Raw genomic sequence first — 12379 nt, 5'->3', positions numbered from 1 at the left:
TACAGGTCAATCTCTTCTTTTGATTACAACGTGTTTGAGAAATAAGTCATTGGTTTGTCTGTCATTTTTTGCAATTGAACTTTGCGTTCGTAAACCATTTCTTTTAGTTGATCTGAAAAGTTTTCCATCAAAACACGTCCACCTTTAAAGGTATACCCACCAACTTCCACAACTTGTTCGGGTGAAAGTACAACTCTGCGTGTCGCAATTTTTTTGAAAAATTCTTCTAAAAAATAATTTGGTAAATAAAAGCTATTTTGTGCCGCAAATGACTGTAAATAAATATAATCATCTACGGTTATATGACAATCATCAAACACATCAAAACTGACGTATTTATCCATTGTGCCAATTCGTTTTTCTAAAATTTCAATAATTTTTTTATTTAGTAAAATCAAAATCTCAATTTCTTTTACTTTATGTTCTAATTGTCGACGACGCTCTTCTTTTCGATCGTCATAGCGGCTTTGCAAGTTAAAGGCAATCGCTGTAACAATGGCACCTACAATTACGCCAGCCATTCCAACGAAAAATATTTCCATGTTTGTTCCTCCTTTAAATTCTTTAGATGAATCTTAACATATTTTTGATTATTTTACTCAAGTTTTTACATTTGACCTTTATTGACCTTGTATGTATAATATCTAATAGATAAAACTCTTAGGATGTCGCAAGACTACCCAATATTTTATCAAATAGCCAGAATTAAAGGAGGATTTTTAAATGAATTTAATCCCAACAGTTATTGAACAATCATCTCGTGGAGAAAGAGCGTATGATATTTACTCTCGTTTATTAAAAGATCGTATTATCATGTTGAGCGGTCAAGTAACCGATGACCTTGCTAACTCAATCATCTCTCAATTATTATTCTTGGATGCGCAAGACTCAGAAAAAGATATTTACTTATACATCAATTCTCCTGGAGGTAGCGTAACAGCTGGTCTAGCAATTTACGATACAATGAACTTTGTTAAAGCAGATGTACAAACAATCGTAATGGGGATGGCTGCGTCAATGGGAAGTTTCTTATTAACAGCAGGTACTAAAGGTAAACGTTTTGCATTACCAAATGCTGAAATTATGATTCACCAACCATTAGGCGGTGCACAAGGACAAGCAACAGAAATCGAAATTGCTGCTCGTCATATCTTAAAAACGCGTGAACGCTTAAATAAAATTTTATCTGAACGCACGGGTCAACCTATTGAAATAATTGAAAAAGATACCGATCGTGATAATTTTATGTCGGCTGAAGAAGCAAAAGAATATGGTTTAATCGACGAAGTAATGACCAATCGTTAATCATTAGAAGCGTTGGACGTAGTGTCCCAGCGCTTTTTTTAATCGTATTTTGTTAAATCCCATGTCGCAATTAGCTGGTTTAATTTCGTATGATAGTTTGGATCCGTTGCATATTTTCCAGTTAAGGACTGGGTAGCTTCTTGATACGTACGAGCATTTTTCCGCCATGTTCCTTGATAAAATTTAGCATTCCAACTTAAGCCATTGGCTAATAATTTAGCATTATCCAATAGTGAATCAGAAATCGTTGCGTATTTTCTAAACGATGCTGGCAAAGTCACGCGTACCCCATTAATAAACTCATCAGAAGGAATATCATATTTCTCGAACTTTCCTTCATCCCCACTAGAAAATTTGATTCCAAATAAGTTGTTAGCCTCTTTTGATAATTTACTAGCGCCAAACCCTGATTCTAAAGCTGCTTGTGCTATCATAACTGATGGGTATAAGCCATATTGATCGGCTAGTTTTTGAGCAGACGGAGCAATGGCTTTAATAAACGAAGCATTGTCTGCCCACGTAATTGTTTCCGAAGTTGATGTAGCATTGACGCGTCTTGTGTCATCTTTAACGGTCACATTATTGGCTTTTTTGACAGGTGATGTCAATGCAGGTAAAATACTTGTCCCTGTAATAAAGTGTTTGTCTGTATTTTTAGCGACACTAGCAATTTCTTCCTCCATTGTTCCTCGATCTTCTGCCGGTGAACGAGTAACACTATCTTCAGTTGCTGAATCGGTTGTTTCTGAACTCTCTGTTTCTGCACTTGTTGTAGTGGTCTCTGGCACTTGTGTGGTGTCTTTTGTTTCATTTGAGGCAATTGTTGCACTTTCCTGCGTTTTATCAGTTATTGGTTTTTCTTTGACTTCTTCCACGACTGCCGCATCTTTTTGGAAAGCTTCTCGAGTACTTGAAATAGTTGCTCCTTGTTCGACGTAACCCACCCAATTATCTGCAGTATCGTACACAGATAAATAGATTTCACCATTCAAATGATGGTACAAACTTTTAACTTTGTACGTTTTTCCAATTAAAAGACTAGTATCACTGGTAGTCGTCCAATCAAAATCTTCATAGATAGCCGTGTTAACAACAACCTCTACATATTGGCGAACAATTTTTTCAATTCCTTCTGGGCCAACTGCTGGTGTCACTTGCGAAGCATCGATATATCCCACAAATTCATCTTCATCGTATAATCCTAAATACGTAATAATGCCTTTTGTTTCACTTTCTTTGACGTGAAAGGTTTGATTGGCAGTGACTTTCGCTGAGCTAATTGTTTTTCCATAATCACTATAGAGGATGACATTATTACCAGTCACACTCACATATTCATAGTCCCTCTCATCGGCACTGACCCATTGCATTTCTGCAAAAGGTGGACTAACTCCTTCGGTCCAAAATAAACCAATCCCCACACTCACCACTACACCTAATTTCAACACACATTTTTTCACTTTTGTAACCCTTCCCCTGCTAAGTCTCTTCCTTACTTTACAGGAAATGTGGGCAAAAAGAAACTCCCTTTCGAGAATTATTTACATACAAAAAACCTAGCATCTAAAAGACACTAGGCTCTTATAGTTATTCAGCTTCTTCTGAAAATTGACTGTTGTATAGGTTTGCGTAAAATCCGCCTTGCGCTAATAAAGTTTCATGGTTTCCTTGTTCAATAATCGAACCTTGATCCATCACTAAAATTAAATCCGCATCACGAATTGTCGACAAACGGTGGGCAATAACGAAACTTGTCCGTCCTTCCATTACCTTATCCATCGCTTTTTGAATTAAGGCTTCCAGTCGGGTATCAACGGAACTAGTTGCTTCATCTAAAATTAAAATTTTCGGATCAGAAATAACCGCCCGAGCAATTGTCATTAATTGCTTTTGACCTAGAGAAATGTTATCACCTTCAGCATTGATAATCATATCATATCCTTCAGGCATTGTACGGATAAAATGATCGACATTCGCTGTTTTAGCCGCATCGACTACTTCATAATCCGTTGCATCTAATTTCCCAAAACGAATATTATCAGAAATAGTTCCTTCATATAACCAGGCATCTTGTAATACCATCCCAAAAAGGGAGCGAACATCACTGCGAGACATTTTTTTCGTGTCAATTCCATCAATTTTAATCGCACCAGCATTCACATCATAAAAGCGCATCAATAAATTGATTAGTGTAGTTTTCCCCGCTCCTGTAGGTCCAACAACAGCCACCGTTTGTCCAGCTTTCACTGAAAAATTCAAGTCTTCAATCAATGGTTTTTTCGGTGTATAAGCGAAACTCACATGTTCAAAGGTAACATTCCCTTCAATTTTTTCAGGAAGTGGAATATCTGTCGCATTGATTGGTTCTTCAGACTCATCCAAAATTTCAAAGACACGAGTTGAGGCTGCTGAAGCACTTTGTAACAATGCTGACAATTGAGTAATGTTCCCCATTGGTTGACTAATTTGCCAAATGTATTGAATGAACGCTTGCAATTGCCCAACAACAATCACGCCGCCCATCACGTAAAAACTTCCCAAGACTGCAATAACAATATAGGTCAAATAGGCTGTTAATTGAACTAAAGGCATCATTAGACCAGAAATAAAGGACGCTTTAAATCCATATTTTTTCAATTCATGATTGACTTTTTTAAAGCCTTCTAGCGTTTCTTCTTCACGTCCATAGACTTTCAATACGCTAAAGCCTGTCATATTTTCTTGCACATAACCGTTCATATTGCCTAACGCATTTTGCATATTATTGAAATAATTTTGTGATTTTGACACGATGTAACGAGAAATGAACAACGAAGCTGGGATCATAACCATCGCCAACAATGCCATATACGTATTGATATAAAACATCATGATGACTGCCATGATAATACTTAAAATAGCATTAACCATACCAATTAAGGCTTGTTGCATCGCACCACTAACCGCATCGACATCATTTGTTACACGCGACAATACATCGCCTTGTTTGTGAGTATCAAAATACGAAACAGGTAATCGATTAATTTTTTCATCAATATCCCGACGTAAATCCTTCATAGAAGATTGTACTACATTGGTAATCAACACTCCGGCCAATAATTGCGAAATCGTATAACCAATTCCGACTAAAATCAACCAAACTAACGTCTTCCAAATATAATCGAAGTTTAATGAGTCACCATTCGCAATGTTTCGAGCAATTTCTGTCATCGGTAAACCAGTTACATAAGGCATCGCTGCATTAAAACCAACTGTTGCTACGGTAAAAAATAAGACTAGAATAAAACTAATTTTATATGGTTTGATATAGTAACCTAAACGTTTCAAGGAAGCAAAAGATTTCATTTGGCTAATTCCTCCTCTGATAGTTGTGAAGCTGCAATATCGTAATAAATCGAACAGTTTTCCAATAATTCTTTATGTGTACCTATGCCAACAACATCCCCTTCATTTAAAACAATGATTTTGTCTGCATGCATAATTGTTCCCACACGTTGCGCCACAATTAAAGTTGTTGATTTTGTAGTTTCTCGGCGTAGACGTTCACGTAATTTAGCATCTGTGGCATAGTCTAACGCAGAAAAACTGTCATCAAAAATAAAAATTTCCGGACGGCGAATAATCGCACGAGCAATTGCCAGACGTTGTTTTTGTCCACCAGAAAAATTAGAACCGCCTTCAGCAATTGGTGTGTCATAACCTTCTGACAAACGGGAAATGAATTCTGTCGCTTGCGCAATTTCAACGGCTCGATCCATTTCTTCCACTGTTGCATCTGCTTTACCATATCGTAAATTGTCAGCAATTGTTCCAGAAAACAGTAAGGCCCTTTGAGGAATGTAACCAATTTTTTGACGCAAAGTAGCTAAATTATAGTTACGAACATCTACACCATCAATTAAGACTTGTCCTTGACTCACATCATAAAAACGCGGAATCAACTGAATCAATGTAGATTTCCCACTCCCGGTACTTCCGATAAAAGCTACTGTCTCACCTGGTTCTGCCGTAAAATTGATATTACGAATAACTGGTGTTTGTGAGGGTCCAGGATATGCAAAGGTGACATTTTTAAATTCAATGTAGCCTTTGGTTGCCGTCTCTTTCACACCCTCTGTTTCTTCTTTGATAATCGGTTCAATATCAAAGGCTTCTTGAATACGATTGGCAGAAACGGCTGCTCGTGGGTACATCATAAACACTGTTGCAAATAACATAAAGGAGAATAACGCATGGAAAATATATTCAATAAAGGCAATCAAATCTCCCACTTGCAATTGCCCCGCTTCGATTTGTAAACTACCGCTCCAAATAATTAATACCATCACGATATTAAACAAAAAGAAAAATGCTGGTTGAGCGACCGCCATTAAACGAAACAAGCTTTTAGAACTTGATGTATAGGCTTCGTTCACTTTTTCAAAGCGTCTTTCTTCAAATTTCTCATTGACAAACGCACGAATAACCCGTAACCCAGATAGATTTTCTCGTAAAATGCCATTAATCCGATCCAGATTTTTTTGTTGCTTTGTAGATAAGGGTTCAGAGATACGTGCGATCAGCACCACACCAATTAACAGAAATGGTAATGCCCCTAACACATACCATCCTAAGCTGCGACTGGTACGTAAAACCATATACAAGCTCATCCCAAACATCATGGGTGCCATAAAACCAATACGCAAAATATTTTGCATAAACAACATAATTTGATACGCATCATTGGTTACCCGAGTAATTAATGACGACACACCCACTTGCTCATATTCGTTATGCGAATACGTTTGAATTTTTTTAAATAAATCGTCACGGATATCAGCTGTCATATTTGTCGTGATACGAGTGGTAAAGTATCCTAATAAAATATTCATAATGATTCCGACAATAACAATCCCAATCATCGCAAACCCGATTCTTTTTACATAATCAGCATCGTTATTGACAATTCCGATATCAATCATACGTGCTAAAAGTGTTGGCAGACCAAGCTCTATTAAAATAAATCCAAAGACACAGATGAAATTCATGATAAGTAGCTTTTTATTTTTCATCGTGTAACGTAACATTAGCTTCAAAATAATTCCCTCCTTAAATGAACACTTATTTTAAATATAGCACACTCTATTTTTTAAAAAAACTTTGATCTAATAACTTTCAGTAAATTCCGCTCTCTTTTCATCATCTTTTAATTTTTCAAGCTTTTTATTTAAAAAAACTTCCCGAATAATTCTTTTTACAAACCTTTTCAACTCGCTTACTTTCTATACTTATTCGAAGTTGTGTGATAAACTAGGAGAAAAGATCGTGCTAACGATAGAATCGGTTGAATTTTTATGTTATACATTCGGAAAGCAAAGACGAGGCTTTCTCTTTTTTTCTCACATTATGTCTGAAAAAAACATCTTATTTCAAAAGGGTTTCTTTTGCATGCAGGTCTTCTTTTAAGAAGTCCGCAAGTTTGTTGCGCGTAAGAATTCAAGCGTCAAAATAATAACAAACTGCTCTAGGCAGATAAAGGAGATAAATACATGATTTATAAAGTTTTTTACCAAGAAACAAAAGAACGCAATCCAAAAAGAGAACAAACGCACGTGTTATATATCGAAGCAGACAGCGCTGTAGATGCACGCCAACTAGTTGAAGACAATACCCCATATAATATCGAACTTGTCTACGAATTAGATGGAAATCACTTAGAATATGAAAAAGAGAATGCTGATTTCCAACTAACGGAGTTTTAAGATGAAAGTATCTCTTAAAAACAACGAGACTGGTGTTTTCGGTATTGGAGGATTAGGAGAAATCGGAAAAAACTGTTATGGGGTGCAATTTCAAGACGAGATTATCTTGATTGATGCGGGAATTAAATTCCCCGAAGATGAGCTCCTTGGGATTGACTACGTGATTTCTGATTACAGCTATATCGTCCAAAACTTACAAAAAGTCAAAGGATTAATTGTCACACATGGACATGAAGACCATATTGGCGGTATTCCTTACTTATTAAGACAAGCAAATATTCCTATTTACGCAGGTCCGTTAGCGTTGGCATTGATTACCAACAAGCTAGACGAACATGGCTTACTACGTGACGCAGTACTACACGAAATTCATGAAGATACAGTCATTCGCTTTAGAAAGACCTCTGTGAGTTTCTTCCGTACAACACACAGTATTCCCGATGCGTTAGGCGTTGTTGTTAAAACGCCGTGTGGTAATATCGTGGCAACTGGGGATTTCAAATTTGATTTTACGCCAGTTGGTGAACCAGCAAACTTGCATAAAATGGCAAAAATTGGTGAAGAAGGCGTTCTTTGTTTATTATCTGACAGTACAAACGCCGAAATTCCAACGTTCACAAAATCAGAGAAAACCATTGGTGCTTCAATTATCAAAATTTTCGAGAAAATCGAAGGACGAATTATTTTTGCCAGCTTTGCTTCCAATATCTTCCGTTTGCAACAAGCGGCGGATGCAGCGGTAGCAACAGGTAGAAAAATTGCCGTTTTTGGGCGTAGTATGGAAAATGCCATTGTCAATGGACAAAAATTAGGGTATATCAAAGTTCCTAAGGGTACCTTTGTGGATGCAAGCGAAATCAATCGCTTACCAGCAAATGAAACGATGATTTTATGTACCGGTTCTCAAGGCGAACCTATGGCGGCATTAAGTCGTATTGCCAACGGAACGCATCGCCAAATTCAAGTCCATCCTGATGATACAGTTATTTTTTCAAGCTCACCTATTCCAGGTAATACAACAAGCGTCAATCATTTGATTAACTTGTTACTAGAAGCGGGTGCCAAAGTCATTCATGGAAAATTAAACAATATCCACACTTCCGGCCACGGTGGTCAAGAAGAACAAAAACTAATGTTACGGTTAATGAAACCAAAATTCTTTATGCCGGTTCATGGTGAATTTCGTATGTTAAAAATCCATACCCAATTAGCTCAAGATACTGGTGTTCCTAGAGAAAATTGCTTTATCATGGAAAATGGCGATATGCTCGCTTTAACACCAGATACTGCGCGTCTTGCAGGTCATTTCAATGCCGGTGATGTCTATGTAGATGGTAGCGGTATTGGTGACATTGGAAATGTCGTTTTACGCGACCGTCGCATTCTTTCTGAAGAAGGTTTAGTATTAGCTGTCGCGACAGTTGATATTGAGAAAAAAGAAATCTTGGCAGGGCCAGATATCTTGTCTCGTGGATTTGTCTATATGCGTGAATCAGGTGAAATGATTAGCGAAGGCCAAAGTATCTTATTCCATGCCTTACGTGAAGCATTAAGTCAGTCTGACTGTAACGAATACAAGTTGCGCGAAGCCATGTCAGCTGCACTACAACCATTCTTATTCGAAAAAACAGAACGTCATCCAATGATATTATCTATGATTATGACTTTAGATGAAGAATAAAATAAGCTCTCCTTTGCGTATTTATCAATGATACTACGCAAAGGAGTTTTTTTATGGAGAAACACACAATGGTTCCTCAAAGTTCACGACCACGTGAACGATTACTTGATTTTGGAGAGAAAGCTTTATCTGACCAAGAATTACTGGCAATTTTATTACGTACAGGTTCGAAACCTTACAATGTCTTAGAATTAGCAGGCTTAATTTTAGCTGCATTTCCCAATTTGTATGAATTAAAATCAGCGAGTCTTAATGAGCTACAACAAATACGTGGAGTTGGACAAATTCGGGCAATTGAATTAAAGGCGATGATGGAATTAGGCAGCCGAATCCATCAAACCAGACAACCGAAATATGGCAAAGTCCAATCAAGTTACGGTTTGGCACAGCAATTAATTGAAGAATATAAAGATTACCATCAAGAACATTTAGTCTGTTTGTATCTGAATACAAAAAATGAAATTACCCACCGCAAGACCTTATTTATCGGATCACTGAATCAAAGTATTGCTCATCCTCGTGAAATTTACCGAGAAGCTGTCCGTTGCAGCGCTGCACGAATTATTTGCGCACATAATCATCCGAGTGGCGCACCACAACCGTCGGAGAACGACCGACTGTTTACCCAACGCCTTAAACAATGTGGCGAGCTGATGGGTATTGAATTATTAGACCATTTGATTATTGGCAATGAAAGTTATGTTAGTTTACGTGAAGAAGGTTTTTGGAATGAATTTTAATAACAACGCTTGCAAAAAAATAACTGCAAGTGTAGAATAAATTTGTAATCTTGTTTGGTAGTAGAAGTTGAAACAAATTGTTACACCTCTAACGTACACGAGCAATGTTACAACTATTTATTGAAGAGTGCTTATGCACGAGGAGGTTACTAGAAATGGAACAAGGAACAGTGAAATGGTTTAACGCAGAAAAAGGGTTTGGTTTTATTACTCGCGAAGATGGAAGTGACGTATTCGTACACTTTTCAGCAATTCAAGGTGACGGCTTCAAGACTTTAGAAGAAGGTCAAGCGGTAACATTTGATGTTGAAGAATCAGATCGTGGTCCACAAGCTACTAACGTTGTTAAAGCATAATAACTCAAAAACGCTGAATGTGAGCTTCACATTCAGCGTCTTTTTATTTTTCTAAAAATCCAGGAACATCGGCTAGAGTATCTAACACTGCCAATGATTTTTCTACTAAATCAGGAGTGGGTTCTAGTAAATCAGGAATCATAATTACGTCAATTCCAGCACTGTGAGCCGCAAGAATACCATTTTTAGAGTCTTCTAAAATGAGAATATTTTCTTTTGGTGCATCAAAAAATTGATGTGCTTTTTCAAAAATTTGTGGATCGGGTTTAGCACGCGTCACATCTTCAAACGAAACAATATGTTCAAACGCATCTTGCAAACCATTTTTTTCCAACAAAATATCAATAATACGACGTTGGTTACTAGAAGCGATAATCCGTGGAATTTGTTTTTCTGCCAAATAGTCGAGTATTTCTGTTAGACCAGGTTTTAAATCAGCAACGCCAGCTTCAAATAATTCAATGGTTCGATTAAATGATCGATCAATAAATTCTACGATAACTTCTTCGCCGTGAAGGTCATCATACATCTCATGATACGCTGCCCATACTTCATCATCACCAACTCCGATATATTGTTTATAAATCTCCATATCGTAATCAATGGCTAACTCATCGGCAATTTCTTTTGTTGCGCGATAATACAAATGCTCCGTGTCAAAAATCAATCCGTCCATATCAAAAATAACACCTTGTAAATTACGCATTTTTTCCTCCTTGAATTTCCTGTAATAGTTGTCGTACTTGAGAAACAAAATAAAGAGAGCCTGTTACTAAAACTAAGGAATCATTGTCAGCTTTTTCTAAAATATCAGCTAAACCAAATTGCCACAATGAAGCAATTTGTAGTCGTTTTTCATCTATTCGTTGATAGTTTTTTTCTAAACGTAAAGCTTTAGGATATTCAAAGGTAGTAATGTAAATGTCGGCATTTGGTAGCTCCAATAATTGTTGAATCATCCCTTTAATTTCCTTGGTTTCTAATGCTGAAAATAAGACATGAATTTTATAGTTGCTAAATTCTTGGTTCATATTTTCAATCAAACGTTTCATCGCATGTTCATTATGGGCGCCATCTAAAATCACAAGTGGTTGTTCACTAATGCGTTCCATTCGTGCGGGCCAAAAAGTCTTTTTTAAACCTTCGCGAATGTATTTTTCTTTAAGCGGCAATTTGACTTGTTGACAATACAAATAAAATAATTGAATGGCCAAACCCGCATTTTCTACTTGATGCTTCCCTAATAGAGGTGTCTTCAATTCAGTTAATTTACCCGTTTCGTTATAAAAATCAAATACTTCACCCCATTGGGCATCCGGATGACGATACTCCACTCGATAATCTTGATCAAAGTGATATATTTTTGCTGCTTGTTCAGCAGCAATTTGTTCAATAACTGCTAAGGCTTCTGATTGGATATTACCTGTAACTACAGGAATCTTAGGTTTGATAATTCCTGCTTTTTGGGCAGCAATTTCTGATAAAGTATCTCCTAGAATATCAGTATGATCCATCCCAATTGTCGTGATTGCAGTTAGCATTGGAGAAACCACGTTCGTACTATCTAACAATCCACCAAGACCTACTTCAATAATCGCAATATCCACTTCTTGTTGCACATAATAGTCAAATGCCATAGCTGTCAACACTTCAAATTCGGTAATACCGGCTACTGCTTCTTCTTGATCCAATTGTGCGACAAGCGGCTTAATTTTCTCCACTAAAGCAACTAATTCTGAATCAGAAATCGCCACACCATTTTTGGCAATACGCTCATTAAAACTCTCAATGTATGGAGACGTAAATGTCCCCACAGTTAAACCTGTTTCTTGAATCATTGCCCGTAAATAGCTAACCGTTGAGCCTTTTCCATTCGTTCCAGCAACATGAATAACAGGAACTTTCTTTTCTGGATGGTCTAATAATGCTAGAAGTGCTTCTACTCGATCTAACCCTGGTCGTGAACCAAAAGGTAATCGACTATGAATCCACTCAATTGCTTCTTCTACTGTTCTCACACTACTCACCTCTATGGTTATTATAACAAATAATTCTTTTACTCTGCCAGTTTCTTTAAGTTCTCACCTGTTAATCGATAAGACGTCCATTCATCCATTGGTTCCGCATTTAAAGAAAGATAAAAATCAATGCTTGTTTGATTCCAATCCAAGCACCACCATTCTAAACGACCACAGTCACGTTCTAAAGCAATTTGCGCTAATTTTTTAAGTAGCTGCTTTCCAATGCCCTGTCCGCGAACATCTGGTTTGATATAAAGGTCTTCTAAATACAGACCTGCTTTCCCTAAAAAAGTCGAATAGTTATGGAAAAACAAAGCAAAACCAACTTCTTTTTCATCGACGAGTGCAAATAGAACTTCCGCACGTTTTTGAGCAAACAACGATTTTTCTAAATCAGCTTCTGTTGCAACGACTTCATCTAATAAATTTTCATAATCGGCTAATTCCTTAATAAAGCTTAAAATCAACGGGACATCTTCTTTAGCTGCAAATCTAAACTTCATATTCACTCTCCCTGTGGTAAAAAAGAGTGGAA

The 12379-nt window shown here is 37.0% G+C and carries 12 protein-coding genes; 5 read left to right on the top strand and 7 right to left on the bottom strand.

Features of this window, described 5'->3' with window-relative positions; translation table 11 throughout:
- Nucleotides 1–23 precede the first annotated feature (23 nt).
- Nucleotides 24–542, bottom strand: a complete 519-nt coding sequence (locus tag DOK78_RS05505; protein ID WP_207941421.1) for a hypothetical protein — start codon at nt 540–542, stop codon at nt 24–26.
- A 181-nt stretch (nt 543–723) separates the two neighbouring features.
- Here DOK78_RS05505 and clpP point away from each other — a divergent pair, with 181 nt between their 5' ends.
- A complete protein-coding gene (gene clpP, locus DOK78_RS05500; RefSeq protein ID WP_207941422.1) occupies nt 724–1305 on the top strand; it encodes an ATP-dependent Clp endopeptidase proteolytic subunit ClpP in 582 nt (193 codons plus the stop codon).
- Nucleotides 1306–1343: 38 nt separating this feature from the next.
- On the opposite strand, the gene DOK78_RS05495 is transcribed toward clpP, so the two are convergent.
- The 3 genes from DOK78_RS05495 to DOK78_RS05485 all read right to left on the bottom strand — a co-directional run bounded on the left by DOK78_RS05495 (nt 1344) and on the right by DOK78_RS05485 (nt 6380).
- Nucleotides 1344–2765 carry a glycoside hydrolase family 73 protein gene (locus DOK78_RS05495; RefSeq protein ID WP_339076346.1) on the bottom strand — a complete coding sequence of 474 codons (1422 nt, stop codon included), beginning with the start codon at nt 2763–2765 and terminating at the stop codon, nt 1344–1346.
- Between the two features lie 127 nt (nt 2766–2892).
- Nucleotides 2893–4650 (bottom strand): ABC transporter ATP-binding protein, encoded by a 1758-nt coding sequence (locus tag DOK78_RS05490; RefSeq protein WP_207941423.1) that lies wholly within the window; start codon nt 4648–4650, stop codon nt 2893–2895.
- Complete coding sequence (locus tag DOK78_RS05485; RefSeq protein ID WP_207941424.1) at nt 4647–6380, bottom strand: ABC transporter ATP-binding protein; 1734 nt, start codon at nt 6378–6380, stop codon at nt 4647–4649. The genes DOK78_RS05490 and DOK78_RS05485 overlap by 4 nt, the downstream gene beginning before the upstream one ends.
- Before the next feature lie 453 nt (nt 6381–6833).
- Here DOK78_RS05485 and DOK78_RS05480 point away from each other — a divergent pair, with 453 nt between their 5' ends.
- From DOK78_RS05480 to DOK78_RS05465, 4 genes are all read left to right on the top strand, one after another.
- Nucleotides 6834–7046 (top strand): DNA-directed RNA polymerase subunit epsilon, encoded by a 213-nt coding sequence (locus DOK78_RS05480; protein WP_207941425.1) that lies wholly within the window; start codon nt 6834–6836, stop codon nt 7044–7046.
- Nucleotide 7047: 1 nt separating this feature from the next.
- Nucleotides 7048–8727, top strand: coding sequence for a ribonuclease J1 (gene rnjA / locus DOK78_RS05475; RefSeq protein WP_207941426.1), 1680 nt, complete (start codon nt 7048–7050; stop codon nt 8725–8727).
- 53 nt (nt 8728–8780) lie between these two features.
- Complete coding sequence (radC, locus tag DOK78_RS05470; RefSeq protein ID WP_207941427.1) at nt 8781–9467, top strand: RadC family protein; 687 nt, start codon at nt 8781–8783, stop codon at nt 9465–9467.
- Between the two features lie 155 nt (nt 9468–9622).
- On the top strand, nt 9623–9823 hold the full coding sequence (locus DOK78_RS05465; protein ID WP_016174378.1) for a cold-shock protein: 201 nt from the start codon (nt 9623–9625) through the stop codon (nt 9821–9823).
- 43 nt (nt 9824–9866) lie between these two features.
- Here the strand turns inward: DOK78_RS05465 and DOK78_RS05460 are convergent, their stop codons facing one another.
- The 3 genes from DOK78_RS05460 to DOK78_RS05450 are packed head-to-tail and all read right to left on the bottom strand — an operon-like array spanning nt 9867 to nt 12347.
- Nucleotides 9867–10529: an HAD family hydrolase gene (locus DOK78_RS05460; RefSeq protein WP_207941428.1), complete on the bottom strand. Its 663-nt coding sequence runs from the start codon at nt 10527–10529 to the stop codon at nt 9867–9869.
- Nucleotides 10522–11841 carry a Mur ligase family protein gene (locus tag DOK78_RS05455; RefSeq protein WP_207941429.1) on the bottom strand — a complete coding sequence of 440 codons (1320 nt, stop codon included), beginning with the start codon at nt 11839–11841 and terminating at the stop codon, nt 10522–10524. The genes DOK78_RS05460 and DOK78_RS05455 overlap by 8 nt, the downstream gene beginning before the upstream one ends.
- Nucleotides 11842–11879: 38 nt before the next feature.
- On the bottom strand, nt 11880–12347 hold the full coding sequence (locus DOK78_RS05450; RefSeq protein WP_207941430.1) for a GNAT family N-acetyltransferase: 468 nt from the start codon (nt 12345–12347) through the stop codon (nt 11880–11882).
- Nucleotides 12348–12379 lie beyond the last annotated feature (32 nt).

It is taken from the genome of Enterococcus sp. DIV2402, from assembly GCF_017426705.2.
In the GTDB taxonomy this organism is placed as follows: domain Bacteria; phylum Bacillota; class Bacilli; order Lactobacillales; family Enterococcaceae; genus Enterococcus_F; species Enterococcus_F lowellii.
The sequence above is the reverse complement of the archived record's forward strand: the minus strand, read 5'-3'. Positions and strand labels throughout refer to the sequence as shown.